We start from the raw sequence: 16,025 nt of genomic DNA, 5'->3' as shown, positions 1-16,025 counted from the left end.
AGAACCCCCCATGGCCTTCAACCTCCGCAACCGCAGCCTGCTGACGCTGCAAGACTTCAGCCCCGACGACATCCGCTATCTGCTGGACCTGGCCGCCGACCTGAAACGTGCCAAGACAGCCGGCACAGAACACCCTAGGCTGCAGGGCAAGAACATCGCGCTGATCTTTGAAAAAGCCTCCACCCGCACCCGTTGCGCCTTCGAGGTAGCCGTGCACGATCAGGGCGGCCATGTGACCTACATCGACTCGGTGGGCTCGCAAATGGGCCACAAAGAATCGCTGAAGGACACGGCCCGGGTGCTGGGCCGCATGTACGACGGCATCGAGTACCGCGGCTTTCACCAGAGCGTGGTGGAAGACCTGGCGCGCTTTTCCCACGTGCCGGTGTGGAATGGCTTGACCGACGAAGCCCACCCCACCCAGGTACTGGCCGATCTGCTGACCATGCAGGAGTTTGGCGAAAAGCCGCTGCACGAGCTGTCGTTCTGCTACCTTGGCGACGCACGCTTCAACATGGGCTGCTCGCTGCTGATTGGCGGCACGCAGATGGGCATGGACGTGCGTATCGCCGCTCCGCCAGAGCTGCAGCCACCGGTAGCACTGGTGGCACAGATGCGCGAGTTGGCCCTCAGCACCGGCGCCCGCATCACCCTGGAGAGCGACCCGCTCAAAGCCGTGGCGCTGGCCGACTTTGTCTACACCGATGTGTGGGTTTCCATGGGCGAGCCGGACGAGGTGTGGAAGAAGCGCATCGACCAGCTGCTGCCCTACCAGGTCAACGCCGCGCTGATGCAGGCCACCCATAAGCCGCGCTCGCGCTTCATGCACTGTCTGCCCGCCTTCCACAACCTGGACACCGAGGTGGGCCGCCAGGTCCACGAGCGCTATGGACTGAGCGAGATCGAGGTGACCGACGAAGTCTTCGAGTCCGATGCCTCCATCGTCTTCAGCCAGGCCGAAAACCGCTTGCACACCATCAAGGCGGCCCTGGTGGCCACGCTGGCATGAAGATCGTCGTCGCTTTGGGCGGTAATGCGCTGCTGCGGCGCGGCCAGGCGCTGAGCGCCGACAACCAGTTGACCAATATCCGCCGCGCCGCCACCCAGCTGGCACGCATCGCCCACACCCACACGCTGGTGCTGACCCATGGCAACGGGCCGCAAGTGGGGTTACTTGCACTGCAGTCCGCCGCCTATACCGCACTGGACACCGCCGTGGAAAGCTACCCACTAGACGTGCTGGGGGCCGAGACCGAGGGCATGATTGGCTACCTGCTGGAGCAGGAACTGGCCAACCTGCTGCCCGCCACGCGTGCCATCACCACGCTGCTGACGCGGGTGGAGGTCGATCCGTTGGACCCGGCCTTTGCCCACCCCAGCAAACCCATAGGTCCGATATACACCGCCAGCCAGGCGGCGCAGCTGGCAGCCGACAAGGGCTGGAAGATGGCCGCTGACGGCGACAGCATGCGGCGCGTGGTCGCCTCACCCCAGCCGCTGCGCGTGCTGGGCCTGGATGCCATCCGCTGGCTGCTGGAGCACGACGCGCTGGTGATTGCAGCCGGGGGCGGCGGCATTCCTGTTGCCAGGGGCGCCGACGGCCGCAGCCTGCAGGGCGTGGAAGCGGTCATTGACAAAGACTTGTGCAGCAGCCTGCTGGCCCGCGAGCTCCAGGCCGACTGCCTGGTGATCGCCACCGATGTGGCCGCCATCTATCTGGACTGGGGCCAGCCCAGCCAGCGTGCCCTGGGCAAAGTCACGCCCAAAGAGCTGAGGCAACACAGCTGGCCTGCCGGCTCAATGGGGCCCAAGGTCGCTGCCGCCTGCGCCTTCGTCATCGCTACCGGCCGCCGCGCCGTCATCGGGTCGCTGGACGACATCGAAGCCCTGCTGGCCGGCACCGCTGGCACCCAGGTTCGCCCTGATCCCATAGGTAGACCCGTCGCACGATGATTTATAAAGAAAAGACCTCTAGCGCAATCTCTACCTGCGCTAGCAGCTATAAAAACCATAGTAAACACGGGCTGCGCAAAAGCGCAATGCTGGTGGCGGCCTTGCTTCTGGCGGGCTGCGCGTCAATGGCGCCGCCCTACGAGGCCCCCGCGCTGCCAGTCGCAAACCAATACGCACCCGAGACCAACCAGGACGGCGCCTCAGCCGCCGCCATCGGCTGGCGCGACTACTTTCGCGAGCCCGCGCTGCAAAGCCTGATCGCCCAGGCGCTGGCGAACAACCGCGACCTGCGCACCGCAGTGCTACGGGTCGATGAAGCCCGCGCCGCCTACGGCATCCAGCGCGCAGAGTCCTACCCCACTTTGGCAGCCCAGGCTGGCGCCACCCGCTCGCGCACCCCGGCGGACCTGAGCTTTACCGGCAAGCCGCTGCTGGGCAGCCAATACCAGGTGGGGCTGGGCATGGCCAGTTGGGAGATTGACTTCTGGGGCCGGGTCCGCAGCCTGCAAGACGCCGCGCTACAGAGCTACCTGGCCACCGATGCGGCCCGCCAGGCGGCCACCGTGGCCCTGGTCGCCCAGGTGGCGAACAGCTACTTTGCGCTGCGCGAGCTGGACGAGCGCATCGCACTCGCCCAGCAAACCACCACCAGCCGGGCCGAGAGCCTGCGCATCTTCCAGCGCCGGGTGGCGGTGGGCGCCACCTCGCGGCTGAACCTGACGCAGGTCGAAACACTGTTCACCCAGGCCCAGGCGCTGGCGGTCCAGTTGCAACAGGCCCGCGCCAGCCAGATGCACGCGCTCACGCTGCTGGTGGGCACGCCCGGCGATGTCGAATCCACCGCCGGCTCACCCGGCGTGGCGCTGGAACTGCGCGCCGGCCTGCCGTCCGACCTGTTGCTGTTGCGCCCCGACATCCGGGCCGCCGAGTACCAGCTCCAGGCTGCCAACGCCAATATCGGTGCCGCACGCGCCGCCTTCTTTCCCCGCGTGGCTTTGACCAGCAGCTGGGGCACGGCCAGCGCCGAGCTGGACGGCCTGTTTGCCGGCGGCAGCCAGGCCTGGAGCTTCGCGCCCAGCATCACGCTGCCGATATTCGATGCCGGCCGCCGCCGCAACAACCTGGCGCTGACTGAGACCCGCCGCGACATCGCATTGGCCCAGTACGACAAAGCCGTACAAAGCGCCTTCCGCGACGTGTCCGATGCCCTGTCGGCCCGCCGCTGGCTGACCGAGCAGACCGCCATCGCCCAGACCACCCTGGCCACCCAGACCGAACGCGCCCGCCTATCGCAAATGCGCTTTGACAACGGCGCCGCCGCCTACCTGGATGTGCTGGACGCCCAGCGCGACCTGCTGGCCGCCCAGCAGCAGCTGGTGCAAACGCGCTATGCCTTGTTGGCCAGCCGCGTCAGCCTGTATGCCGCCCTGGGCGGCGGCGCGCTGGAACCAACCCCTCTTTCCCTCAACGGCACCCCATGACGAACGAACTCACCGTGGCCGCCCCACCGGCGCCCCCCACCCCAGCCCCTCCGTCGCCATCGCCTGGCCCGAAATGGAAGCCCTGGCTGGTGGCTGCGGCCCTTGCGGGCGCGCTGGCGGCAACCGGCTACTTTGCCTGGCATCTGCTGCGGCCGCAGGGTCCGGGCCCGGGCTTTGTCAGCAGCAATGGGCGTATCGAGGCCACCGAAATCAATGTGGCGGCCAAGCTTGGCGGCCGTGTGCAAGACCTGCTGGTGGACGAGGGCGAGCTGGTGCAGGCCGGGCAGGTGCTGGGCCACATGCAGGTGCAAACGCTGGAAGCCCAGCGCGATGAAGCCCGTGCGCGTGCACAGCAGGCCGTGACCGGCATAGACACGGCAGTGGCCCAGGTGGCCATGCGCGCCAGCGACCGCCTGGCCGCACAGGCCGTGGTGGCGCAGCGTATGAGCGAGTTCGATGCAGCGCAACTGCGTCTGCAACGCTCGCAAATCCTGGCCCGCGAAGGTGCCTCGTCCGAGCAGGAGCTGGACGACGACCGCGCCCGTGTCCGCAGCGTGCAAGCGGCGGTGGATGCTGCCCGCGCCCAGGTGGCCGCCGCCAGCGCCGCTATCGCTGCCGCCGAAACCCAGGTGACTGCCGCCCGCTCTGCAGTGCTGGCCGCCAACGCCACCGTGGTACGCATCCAGGCCGATATGGACGACAGCGCCTTGACCGCACCGCGTGCTGGCCGGGTGCAGTACCGCATTGCCCAGCCCGGTGAGGTGGTCGCAGCCGGCGGCAAAGTGCTGAGCCTGGTGGACCTGGCCGATGTGTACATGACCTTCTTTGTGCCCGAGGCCAACGCCGGCCGGCTGGCGCTGGGCAGCGAGGTGCACCTGGTGCTGGATGCCGCACCGCAGTATGTGATTCCCAGCAAGATTTCGTTTGTGGCCAGCACCGCGCAGTTCACACCCAAGACGGTGGAGACCGCCAGCGAACGGCAAAAACTGATGTTCCGCGTGAAGGCGCAAATCGACCCCGCCTTGCTGCAAAAACACCTGCAACAAGTGAAGACCGGCGTGCCAGGCATGGCCTGGATCAAAACCGACGCACAAAGCGCGTGGCCTGCGGAGTTGACCGTCAAGGTGCCGCAGTGACCGCAACCCCGGTTGCGCAGCTGGCAAGCGTCCATCTGCACTACGGCAAGACGCAGGCGCTGATCGACATCACGCTGGACCTGCCCGCCGGGTGCATGGTGGGCCTGATCGGGCCGGACGGCGTGGGCAAATCCAGCCTACTGTCTTTGCTGGCCGGCGCCCGGGCGGTGCAGCAGGGCCAGGTGCAGGTACTGGGTGGCGACATGGCCAGCACCGCACACCGCAACAGCGTGTGCCCGCGCATTGCCTACATGCCGCAAGGCCTGGGCAAGAACCTTTACCCGACCTTGTCGATAGAGGAAAACCTGCAGTTTTTTGGCCGCCTGTTTGGCCACAACAGCGCCGAGCGCCGCCGCCGCATCGACAGCCTGACGCGCAGCACCGGGCTGCAAGAGTTTCTGTCGCGGCCAGCAGGCAAGCTGTCTGGCGGCATGAAGCAGAAGCTGGGCCTGTGCTGCGCACTGATCCACGACCCCGACCTGCTGGTTCTGGACGAGCCCACCACCGGCGTGGACCCGCTATCGCGCCGCCAGTTCTGGGATCTGATCGACAGCATCCGCAGCGAGCGCCCCGGCATGAGCGTGGTGGTAGCCACCGCCTATATGGAAGAGGCCGACCGTTTTGACTGGCTGGTAGCCATGGACGCCGGCCGCATACTGGCCCAGGGCACGCCCGCCGAACTGCGCGCGCGCACCGGCACCGAGACACTGGAAGCCGCCTTTATCGCCCTGTTGCCCGAGGCCCAGCGGCACGACCACCATGCCATCCACGTACCGCCGCTGGTGGAAACAGCCCAGCCCGAAATCGCCATTGAAGCCCAGGGCTTGAGCATGCGCTTTGGCGACTTCCTGGCCGTGGACAGGGTGGACTTCCGCATCCGGCGCGGGGAGATTTTTGGCTTTCTGGGCTCCAACGGCTGCGGCAAATCCACCACCATGAAGATGCTGACCGGCCTGCTGCCCGCCACCGAAGGCCAGGCCCTGCTGTTTGGCAGCAAGGTGAACCCCAAGGACATCGCCACCCGCAGGCGCGTGGGCTATATGTCGCAGGCGTTCTCGCTGTATGGCGAGCTGACGGTGCAGCAAAACCTGGTGCTGCACGCGCGCCTGTTCCAGGTGCCCGAGGCCGAGATTCCCGGCCGCGTGGACGCCATGGTGCAGCGCTTCAATCTGCGCGAGGTCTTGGACAGCCTGCCGGAAAGCCTGCCACTGGGCATACGCCAGCGCCTGTCGCTGGCGGTGGCCATGGTGCACAAACCTGAGCTGCTGATTCTGGACGAGCCGACTTCCGGCGTGGACCCGGTGGCGCGCGACATGTTCTGGCAGCTGATGATCGACCTGGCCCGCAACGACCTGGTGACGATCTTCATCTCCACCCACTTCATGAACGAGGCCGAGCGCTGTGACCGCATCTCGCTAATGCACGCCGGCCGCGTGCTGGTGACCGACAGCCCGGCCAGCCTGGTGCAAAAGCGTGGCGCGGAAAATCTGGAGCAGGCCTTCATCGCCTATCTGGAAGAGGCCGCACCTCCCGCACCCAAGGCCGATGTCGCACCTGTAGCGGGCAAAAGCACCGAAGCGGCCCCCCGCACACGCGGCTTCAGCTTTGCGCGCGCCTGGAGCTATACGCTGCGCGAGGCGCTGGAGTTGCAGCGCGACCCGGTGCGGGCCGCACTGGCGCTGCTGGGCACGGCATTCTTGATGTGCATCATGGGCTATGGCATCAATCTGGATGTAGAGAACCTCTCCTACGCCGTGATGGACCAGGACCAAACGGCACTGAGCCAGAACTACGTGCTCAACCTCTCCGGTTCGCGCTACTTCATCGAGAAACCAGCCATCACCAGCTACGCCGATCTGGACCAGCGCATGCGCAGCGGCGAGCTGTCGCTGGCCATCGAAATACCCCATGGCTTCGGCCGCGACATAGAACGCGGCACGCCGGTGCAAATGGGGGCCTGGGTCGATGGCGCCATGCCCGCCCGGGCCGAAACCGTGCGCGGCTATGTGCAGGCCATGCACGCAACCTGGCTGGCCGACATGGCCGCCCACAGGCTGGGCCAGTCGGTGGCAGCACCCGCCAGCATCGAGACGCGCTACCGCTACAACCCCGATGTCCGAAGCCTGCCCGCCATGGTGCCGGCTGTCATCCCCATGCTGTTGATGATGATCCCGGCCATGCTGACGGCACTGTCGGTGGTGCGCGAGAAAGAGATGGGCTCCATCATCAACCTGTACGTCACCCCGGTCACCCGCAGCGAGTTCCTGCTGGGCAAACAGCTGCCGTACATCGCGCTGGCCATGTTCAATTTTTTCTTGATGGCGGCGTTGGCCGTGACCGTGTTTGACGTGCCCATCAAGGGCAGCTTTGCCACGCTGACACTGGCCGCCCTGGTGTTTGTGCTCAGCTCTACCGGCATTGGCCTGCTGGCGTCCACCTTCACCAAGAGCCAGATCGCTGCGATATTTGTCACCATGATCGGCACCATCATCCCCTGCGTGCAGTTTGCGGGCCTGACGAATCCCGTGTCCTCACTCGAAGGCATGGGTGCGGTGGTTGGACACATCTATCCCGCCACGCACTTCTTGACGATCTGCCGCGGCGTGTTCAACAAGGCGCTGGATTTCTCCAACCTGGGTGCATCGTTCTGGCCTCTGCTGATCGCCGCCCCCGTGATCCTGCTCATGTCCATATGGCTGCTGAAAAAGCAGGCCCGCTGAATGCGCATCCCCAACATCTACCGCTTGGGCGTCAAGGAATTGTGGAGTCTGGTGCGCGACCCGATGATGCTGGTGCTGATCGCCTATACCTTCACCCTGTCGATCTATGTGGCGGCCACGGCCATGCCGGAGAGTCTGCACAACGCACCGATTGCCATCGTGGACGAAGACGGATCGCCGCTGTCGGCGCGCATCATTTCCAGCTTGTACCCCCCGCACTTCAAGCCCCCCACCATGGTGTCGCTAGCCGAAGTGGATGCGGGCATGGACAGTGGCCAATACACCTTTGTGCTGGACATTCCACCCAACTTCCAGCGTGATGTGCTGGCAGGCCGCACGCCCATCTTGCAGCTGAATGTGGATGCCACGCTAATGAGCCAGGCGTTTACCGGCAATGGCTACATCCAGCAGATCGTGACCAGCGAAATCAACGAATTTGTGCAACGCTACCGCAGCACTGCGGTAGCGCCGGTAGACCTGGTGCTGCACATGCGCTTCAACCCAAATCTGGAGCAAGCCTGGTTCGGCTCACTGATGGAGATCATCAACAACGTCACCATGCTGTCCATCATCCTCACCGGCGCTGCACTGATACGCGAGCGCGAACACGGCACGTTGGAGCATCTGCTGGTGATGCCGGTGACGCCCATCGAGATCATGCTGGCCAAGGTGTGGTCCATGGGTCTGGTGGTGCTGTTGGCTGCGCTAACAGCCTTGGTGTTTGTGGTGCAGGGCGCTTTAGGCGTGCCGATCGAAGGGTCGGTGGCGCTGTTCATGCTGGCGGCTGCGCTGCACCTGTTTGCCACGACATCCCTGGGTATCTTCTTGGCCACCCTGGCGCGCTCCATGCCGCAGTTCGGCATGCTGCTGGTATTGGTGCTGCTGCCGCTGCAGATGCTGTCGGGCGGGGCCACCCCGCGTGAAAGTATGCCGGCCCTGGTACAAAACGTGATGCTGGTGGCCCCCACCACCCACTTTGTGTCCGCTGGTCAGGCGATTTTGTACCGGGGCGCCGGCCTGGCGGTGGTATGGCCGCAGCTGCTGGCCATTCTGGTGATTGGCACTGTATTTTTCTTTGCCTCCCTGGCCCGCTTTCGCAAGACGATCAGCCAGATGGCCTGAGTGTGTCCCCAGGGGCTGCAATGGATGGCTTGACCTGCATCAACAACAGAAAACAAGCTGGCGTCAGACTAAACAGCACAGCAAAAATCTGAAGTGCTGCGGAAGCCTCGTGCGCGAACGACCTCAATCCAGCGAAAGCCCCTATGACAACTTCAATTGTTCGCAGCGCCCTGGCTGCCCTGCTGGTGGCGAGCGTCATCATCTCCGCTTGGTCGGCAGATTCCGCCAGGCCAACATAGTGGCGGACCGTATCCCGCCAAGCCTGAACACCACCGGCCTGACCCAGGCCGAAGCGCAACAGCGCCTGGCGCAAGACGGCCCCAATGCGCTGCCCACCTCCAGGCCGCGCAGCCTGTTGCGCCTGGTGGTTGATGTGGTACTGGAGCCCATGTTCCTGCTGCTGGTGGCCTGCGGCGCGCTCTACATGCTGCTGGGCGACCACCAGGAAGCACTGATGCTGCTGGGCTTTGTGTGCGTGGTGATGGGCATCAGCTTTGTGCAGCAGCGGCGCACCGAACGCTCGCTGGACGCGCTACGCGACCTGTCCAGCCCACTGGCGCTGGTGCTGCGTGGCGACCAGCCCCTGAAAATCTCAGCCTGCGACCTTGTCTGCGGCGACGCGGTGCTGCTGGACGAGGGCGACCGCGTGCCTGCCGATCTGCAACTGACCCACACCGCCAACCTCGCACTGGACGAATCCCTGCTCACCGGCGAATCCGTGCCGGTGCAGAAGCAGGCCGGTGGCGCTGCAGCAGCGCAGGCCTTCTCAGGCACGCTGGTCACGCAGGGCAGCGGGCAAGGCCTGGTGGTGGCCACCGGCGAACGCAGCACGCTGGGCCGCATAGGCAAGTCACTGGAAGGCATCGCCAGCGAGACCACGCCCATCCAGCAGGAAACCAAACACGTCGTCAAAGCCGTGGCCATCGTGGGTATTGCCCTGGCGGCTGCGCTGGCCGTGGCCTACGGCCTGCTGCGCGGCGACTGGCTGGGCGGGCTGCTGGCCGGACTGACGCTGTCCATGGCAGTGCTGCCCGAGGAACTGCCGGTGATCCTGACGCTATTCCTCGGCCTGGGCGCCTGGCGCCTATCGCGCCAGCAAGTGCTGGCCCGTAACATCCCCGCCGTGGAGCTGCTGGGCGCCACCACCGTGTTGTGTGTGGACAAGACCGGTACGCTCACGGCCAACCGCATGGCGGTACGGCGGCTGTGCGCCGGCGCAGAGACCTATGACAGCCTGCAGGCTGGCAATGCGCCGCTGGCCGAGGGCCTGCATGGCGTGCTGGAATATGCGGTGCTGGCCAGCCACCGCCGCGCCTTCGACCCCATGGAAACCGCGATCGTTGACGCAGGCGCGCGCCTGCTGGCGCATACCGAACACCTGCACGCCAACTGGACATTGGTGGACGACTACCCACTGTCGCCAGAAATGCTGGCCATGTCGCGTGTATGGCAGTCGCCCGATCTGCGCGAACGCATGATTGCAGCCAAGGGCGCGCCCGAGGCCATCGTGGACCTGTGCCACCTACCCGAGGCACAACGCCAGCAGATTGCCGCCCAGGTCGCCACCATGGCTGGCGACGGCCTGCGCGTACTGGGCGTGGCCAGTGCCATGTTCCCCGCCCAGCCCCTGCCAGACAACCAGCACGACTTCGACTTCGTATTCCTGGGCCTTGTGGCGCTGGAAGACCCGGTACGGCCCGATGTGCCCCAGGCCATCGCCGAATGCCACGCCGCCGGCATCCGCGTGGTGATGATGACCGGCGACCACCCGGCCACCGCCTTGTCCATCGCCCGCCAGGTCGGCCTGCCCAGCGGTGCAGCGCCCATGACCGGGCAGGAGCTCGCCGCCCTCAGCGACACGGAATTACAGGCCCGCCTGGCGAACACCAACGTGTTTTGCCGCGTGCAGCCCGAGCACAAGCTGAGGCTGGTGCAGGCCTTCCGCGCGCGCGGTGACGTGGTGGCGATGACCGGCGACGGCGTGAACGACGCGCCGGCCCTCAAGGCCGCCCACATCGGCGTGGCCATGGGCGCGCGCGGCACCGAGGTGGCCCGCCAGGCAGCCGACCTGGTGCTGCTGAACGACGACTTTGCCTCCATCGTCACCGCCGTGCGCTATGGCCGCCGCGTGTTTGCCAACCTGCGCAAGGCGATTGTGTTCGTGGTGGGTGTGCACCTGCCCATCGTCGGCCTGTCGCTGCTGCCCGTGCTGCTGAGCTGGCCCCTGCTGCTGATGCCGGTGCACATCTTGTTTCTGCAGCTGATCATCGACCCGGCCTGCTCGGTGGTGTTCGAGGCCGAGCCGCTGGAGGCTGACGCCATGGCCGTGCCACCGCGCCCGGCCAGCGCCCATTTGTTCGACCGCAGCGTGCTGCTGCGCGGCCTGTGGCAGGGCCTGGGCCTGCTGGTACTGCTGCTGGCCGTATATGCCACCTCCCGGATGCACTCAGAGGGCGTGGCCCGGGCCCTGGTGTTCAGCGTGCTGGTTTTGTCCAACCTGGGCCTGATCTACGCCAACCGCAGCTGGACCCGCCCCTCGTGGCGTAAGGACGCCGCACGCAACCGCTACTTTGGCTGGACCTGCGCCGCCACCGTGCTACTGCTGGGCGCGGTGCTCGGCTTCGCCCCGATCCGCCGCCTGTTTGCATTCGAGCAGCCCGCGCCGTGGATGCTGCTGGCCGCGCTGGGCCTGGCCGCCGCCAGCCTGCTGTGGTTCGAGGCGGTGAAGTGGGCCATGGGGCGGCAGATTGAGCTCCCTCCAACACCCCTCAAATCCTCCAACTGAATATGTCTACACCTTCACCGCAACCCATGGCATTCCTGGCCCATGCCACACGGCACCTGTTCTTCACCGGCAAGGGCGGTGTCGGCAAGACCTCGCTCTCCACCGCCGCCGCGCTGGCACTGGCCGATGCCGGCAAACATGTGTTGCTGGTCAGCACCGATGCGGCCTCTAACCTCGACGAGATGCTGGGTGTTGAACTGCGCAACACGCCGACGGTTGTGCCAGGCGCGCCCGGCCTGTGGGTCTTGAACATCGACCCCGACACGGCAGCAGAGGCCTACCGCCAGCGCGTATTGGCACAGATGGGCGTGGCGGCCAGCGTCGCCGAACTTGCCACCGTGCGCGAGCAGCTGTCTGGCGCCTGCACCACCGAAATAGCCTCTTTCGACGAGTTCGCCACGCTGCTGTCCGAGCACGATGCGCGCTTCGACCACATCGTGTTCGACACCGCACCCACCGGCCACACCCTGCGGCTGCTGAGCCTGCCCCAGGCCTGGAGCGGCTTCCTCGCAGGTAACGACCGAGGTGCCTCTTGCCTGGGCCCGCACTCGGGTTTGAAGATGCAGGAAGAACGCTTCAAGGCAGCGCTGGCGACGCTGAGCGATCCAAGGCAAACCACGGTGGTCCTGGTCACCCGGGCGGACAAGGGCGCCATCGCCGAGGCAGCCCGCAGCGCTGAAGAGCTGAAGGGGCTGGGCCTGCGCAACCAACGCCTGGCGATCAACGGTGTGTTCCATGCCAGACAACGCGACGATGCCGTCGCCAACGCCATCGAGGCGCTGGGCCTGCAGGCCTTGCAAGACATGCCCGCGTCCTTGCGCACCTTGCCCCAGGACACGATCCCGCTGCGCGCCTTTGACACCATTGGACTGCCCGCTCTGCGCGCCTTGCTGTCATCCGGGCAAGCACTGCCCATCGCGCCCCCGCCCTCGCCGATGGAACCCGCTACCGCTGGCCACGACCTGGCGGCATTGGCCGACGCGCTGGCCGCCACAGACCATGGCCTGGTGATGGTGATGGTGATGGGCAAAGGCGGCGTGGGCAAAACCACCATTGCCGCAGCACTTGCCCTCGGTTTGGTGCAGCGCGGCAAAACCGTGCACCTGAGCACCACCGACCCGGCCGCACACCTGGCCGGCACGCTTGGCGGTGCGCTGCTAGGCCTGCGCGTGGACCGCATCGACCCCAAGACGGAGACACAGCGCTATATCGACAAGGTCATGGCAGCCAAGTCGCCCGGACTGGACGCGCAGGAGCAAGCCCTGCTACTGGAAGACCTGCGCTCACCCTGCACCGAAGAGGTGGCCGTGTTCCATGCCTTCTCGCGCATAGTCAGCGAAGCACGCAGCGCCTTTGTGGTGCTGGATACCGCTCCCACCGGGCACTCCCTGCTGCTGATGGACGCCACCGGCGCCTACCACCGGCAGATGCTGCGCGAATTCGAGGGCAAAAATGCCGGCCACGTCGTGACGCCGCTGATGCGGCTACAAGACGGCAGCTACACCAAGATCATCCTGGTGACCTTGCCCGAAGCGACTCCGGTGTCGCAGGCCGCTGCGTTGCAGGACGATCTGCGCCGCGCCCACATCGAACCGTATGCCTGGGTACTCAACAAAAGCGTTCTGGCCGCCGGCACCCACGACCCATTGCTCGCGGCAAGGCTGGTGGGCGAACGCAAGCAGATAGAGCGCATGGCGGCTGGGCTGGCAAAGCGCAGCTTCGTGGTGCCATGGCTGAGCCAGCCGCCGATTGGCATCGCCCCGCTGAGCCGCATGGTGAGCAAGCGCATGGTGAGCAAGCCTTAGCTACCGGCTTACCGCATGGGCGCATGCCGCTGGAACACTGCATTCTTCCCCCCGTGCTGCCTGCGCCGTCAGACGGCCAGCGCGGTGCGCCGGGCCTTGCGCACATTGAAGGCGCTGGCAATCAACACCGCCTGTACCAGCGCCAAGCCCACGAATACGCTGGTGTAGCGCTGGTGGTCCATCAAAGTACCAAACACCAGGGGCGACAGCGCCTGGCCAATATCCAGACCTGAATACACCACGCCATAGACACGCCCGGTGGAATTGGGCGGCGTGGCCCGCTTGACGATGAGGTCCCGCGAAGGCCCGCCGGTGCCGGCGGCAAAACCCATCAGGCCGAACAGCACGGGCACGCTCCAGGCCGGCACATCCACCAGGGCCAGCACCAGGGCGAAGCTGGCCGCGACGCCAAAGCCCACGCCCACAATCCGCTCGCAGCGCGTGGGGTCGGCCGCCAGAAAGCCGCCCAGCACCATGCCTCCAGAGCTGCACACCATGTAAATGGTTAGGCACATGGCGACCATGCCCAGCGGCACAGCATGCAGCTGGCGCGCGGCTTCGGGCGCAAAAGCCTGGACCACGCTCAGCGCGATGGCATAGAAAAAGAAGAAGGCAAAGCACATCCACACCGCCGGTATACGCATAAAGCCCATGCTGCCGCCCTCCAATACAGGCGCGCCGGCTTTCACCGCCGGCAACACAGACAAAGCCAGCTTGTCGCGGTTCACCCACAGCACGGCCAGTACGGCGAAGGCCAGGGTGCCAGCCGCGGCCAGAGCCGTGCGCCAGGAGAACGCCAGCGCAATCGGCACCAGCATGGCCGGCGCCAAGGCCCAGCCCAGGCTGCCGGTAATGCCGTGCACGCTATAGGCATGACCCAGGCGCGGTGCGCTGATCTTGCGGTTCAGCAAGGTGTAGTCGACCGGGTGGAACACGCCATTGCCAATGCCGGCCAACACAGAGAAAGCCGCCAGCATGGCGTAGCTGGTGCTGGCCGAGAAGCCAAAAGCCGCCAAACCCAGCAGCCCCAGGCCTGCAAACAAAATAGGGCGCGGGCCGAACCGGTCCACCACAAAGCCCGAAGCCATCTGCACCGCGCAGGAAACGACGAAGAAGATGGTCATCAAGAAACCCAGTTCCGCGTAGCTGACATTGAAGTCCTGCTTCAACCAGGGGAACAGAGGCGCCAACAGCAGCTGGCTGAAATGGCTGATCATGTGGGCCGTGCCCACCAGCCCGATCACGGAGGCCTCGTGGCGCAGGCTGGCAGTGGGAGGCAAGGGTAAGGAGGTACTGGAGGTAGACATGCGGCTATCGTAGTATTCGCCTGCATCTTCTGGAATGCATTAAATAGACAGTTTTCATCGAATTTACGCCAAACCCACCATGCTGCGCAGAGGCCCGCTCACATCCGCCGACCTGGGAGACTTCCAGAACTTCACGCCCAGCCCTGGCCGGCCGGTGCGCAGCCGCACCCAGATGCAGCCAGCGGACGCGCATTTCGAGCCGCACCAGCACGCCTGGGTGCAGCTGGCGTATTGCGACCAGGGCTTGATCCAGGTGACCGCCATGGAGCAGCAAGGCCACACCAGCTTCGTGGTGCCGCCGTCGCGCGCAGTCTGGATACCGGCCAACACCTTGCACGCCGTGACCATGTTGGAAAACGCCCATCTGCGCACGGTGTACATGCACGCATCGGCCACGCCTGCCGGCTGGACCCAGGCGCGTGCGCTGGTGGTGTCGCCGCTGCTGCGAGAACTCATACAGGCCCTGGAAGGTATGCAGCCCGGCCCGCGCGAGGACGCCCTGACGCTGCTGACCCTGCAGGAAATCAGCCAGGCCGCGCCGCACCACCTGGCCATTCGCCTACCCCAGGACAAGCGCCTGCGCGCCCTGTGCGACGCCGTGTTGCGCGACCTGGCCCGCCAGGCCACGCTGGCCGAATGGGCCTCGCATATCGGCGCCAGCGAACGTACCATTGCCCGCCTGTTCCGTGATGAGTTGGGCACCAGCTATCTGCAATGGCGCCAGCAGGCGGTGCTGGCCCATGCCCTGCCCTTGCTGGCGCGCAGCATGCCGGTAAGCCAGGTGGCCCAGGCCTGCGGCTATACCAGCGACAGCGCCTTCGCCGCCATGTTCAAGACCGCCATGGGCCATACCCCCAGCCAGTTCCAGGCCTGGCAATCCTGAGTTCGTGGTTACTATGCTTTTGATAGCTGCCTGCGCAGAAGATACCTGCGCCAGCGGCCTATTTCATTCAAAAGTTTAGGACTGCAAAGCCCACACTGCCGCGCTGCGCGCATGGATGGCCGTGGTGTCCAGCAGGGGCACACTGGCATCGGCCACGCCCACCAGCAGCGAAATTTCGGTACAGCCCAGGATGATGGCCTGCGCACCCTGCGCCACCAGCTGGGCCATCACCTTTTGGTAAGCCTCGCGGGATGCGGGCTCTATGCGGCCCAGGCACAGCTCTTCGTAGATCACGCGGTGCACGGTGTCACGCTCTGCCGCTTCAGGCACCAGGACACGCAGGCCGTGGCGCTCGCGCAAGCGGTCGCGGTAGAAATCCTGCTCCATGGTGAAGCGGGTTCCGATCAGGCCCACGGTGTGCCAGCCCGCCTGCTGTATCTGGGCGCCAGTCGGGTCGGCGATGTGCAGCAGCGGAATCGAGACGGCCGACTCGATCGCCGCCGCCACCTTGTGCATGGTGTTGGTACACAGCACCAGGCAGTCGGCCCCGGCGGCCGCTAGCGCGCGGGCGGCGCCCGCCAGCAGCAGCCCGGCGGCATCCCAGTCACCCGCATGCTGCAGTCGCTCGACCTCATGGAAGTCCACGCTGTACAACACCACCTTGGCCGAATGCAAGCCGCCCAGCTGCTGCTTCACGGTTTCGTTCAGGATGCGGTAGTAGGGAATGGTGGACTCCCAGCTCATGCCGCCGATCAAGCCTATGGTTTTCATACAAATTCCGCCAGACAAAGGGCTGGAGATACTAGGCATTTCAGGCCGCCAGCGCAATATTT

General features: G+C 65.6%; 11 protein-coding genes. 9 read left to right on the top strand and 2 right to left on the bottom strand.

Going from position 1 to position 16,025, the window contains the following annotated elements; translation table 11 throughout:
- Positions 1 to 10: 10 nt before the first annotated feature.
- From argF to arsA, 8 genes are all read left to right on the top strand, one after another.
- Entirely contained in the window at positions 11 to 1,009 is a 999-nt protein-coding gene (gene argF, locus AC07VY_RS01530) for an ornithine carbamoyltransferase (protein WP_495095854.1), read from the top strand.
- Positions 1,006 to 1,953, top strand: a complete 948-nt coding sequence (arcC, locus tag AC07VY_RS01525) for a carbamate kinase (protein ID WP_495095855.1) — start codon at positions 1,006 to 1,008, stop codon at positions 1,951 to 1,953. Before argF ends, arcC begins: the two co-directional genes overlap by 4 nt.
- Before the next feature lie 86 nt (positions 1,954 to 2,039).
- Entirely contained in the window at positions 2,040 to 3,434 is a 1,395-nt protein-coding gene (locus AC07VY_RS01520; RefSeq protein WP_495095856.1) for an efflux transporter outer membrane subunit, read from the top strand.
- A complete protein-coding gene (locus tag AC07VY_RS01515; RefSeq protein WP_495095857.1) occupies positions 3,431 to 4,570 on the top strand; it encodes an HlyD family secretion protein in 1,140 nt (379 codons plus the stop codon). The genes AC07VY_RS01520 and AC07VY_RS01515 overlap by 4 nt, the downstream gene beginning before the upstream one ends.
- Positions 4,567 to 7,290, top strand: coding sequence for a ribosome-associated ATPase/putative transporter RbbA (rbbA, locus tag AC07VY_RS01510; protein WP_495095858.1), 2,724 nt, complete (start codon positions 4,567 to 4,569; stop codon positions 7,288 to 7,290). Before AC07VY_RS01515 ends, rbbA begins: the two co-directional genes overlap by 4 nt.
- The gene (locus AC07VY_RS01505) at positions 7,291 to 8,412 is read left to right on the top strand and encodes an ABC transporter permease (protein ID WP_495095859.1); all 1,122 of its coding nucleotides are present in this window, start codon (positions 7,291 to 7,293) and stop codon (positions 8,410 to 8,412) included. It begins immediately after the preceding gene.
- Between the two features lie 238 nt (positions 8,413 to 8,650).
- Complete coding sequence (locus AC07VY_RS01500) at positions 8,651 to 11,197, top strand: cation-translocating P-type ATPase (RefSeq protein WP_495095860.1); 2,547 nt, start codon at positions 8,651 to 8,653, stop codon at positions 11,195 to 11,197.
- A 2-nt stretch (positions 11,198 to 11,199) separates the two neighbouring features.
- Complete coding sequence (gene arsA, locus AC07VY_RS01495; RefSeq protein WP_495095861.1) at positions 11,200 to 13,002, top strand: arsenical pump-driving ATPase; 1,803 nt, start codon at positions 11,200 to 11,202, stop codon at positions 13,000 to 13,002.
- 68 nt (positions 13,003 to 13,070) lie between these two features.
- Here the strand turns inward: arsA and AC07VY_RS01490 are convergent, their stop codons facing one another.
- A complete protein-coding gene (locus tag AC07VY_RS01490; protein WP_495095862.1) occupies positions 13,071 to 14,309 on the bottom strand; it encodes an MFS transporter in 1,239 nt (412 codons plus the stop codon).
- Between the two features lie 79 nt (positions 14,310 to 14,388).
- Here AC07VY_RS01490 and AC07VY_RS01485 point away from each other — a divergent pair, with 79 nt between their 5' ends.
- A complete protein-coding gene (locus AC07VY_RS01485; RefSeq protein WP_495095863.1) occupies positions 14,389 to 15,192 on the top strand; it encodes an AraC family transcriptional regulator in 804 nt (267 codons plus the stop codon).
- Positions 15,193 to 15,267: 75 nt separating this feature from the next.
- Here AC07VY_RS01485 and AC07VY_RS01480 read toward each other — a convergent pair whose 3' ends face one another.
- Entirely contained in the window at positions 15,268 to 15,963 is a 696-nt protein-coding gene (locus AC07VY_RS01480) for an aspartate/glutamate racemase family protein (RefSeq protein WP_495075033.1), read from the bottom strand.
- Positions 15,964 to 16,025 lie beyond the last annotated feature (62 nt).

This window comes from Rhodoferax sp. GW821-FHT02C08, from assembly GCF_059421805.1.
This window is presented reverse-complemented; position numbering and strand designations above follow the sequence as displayed.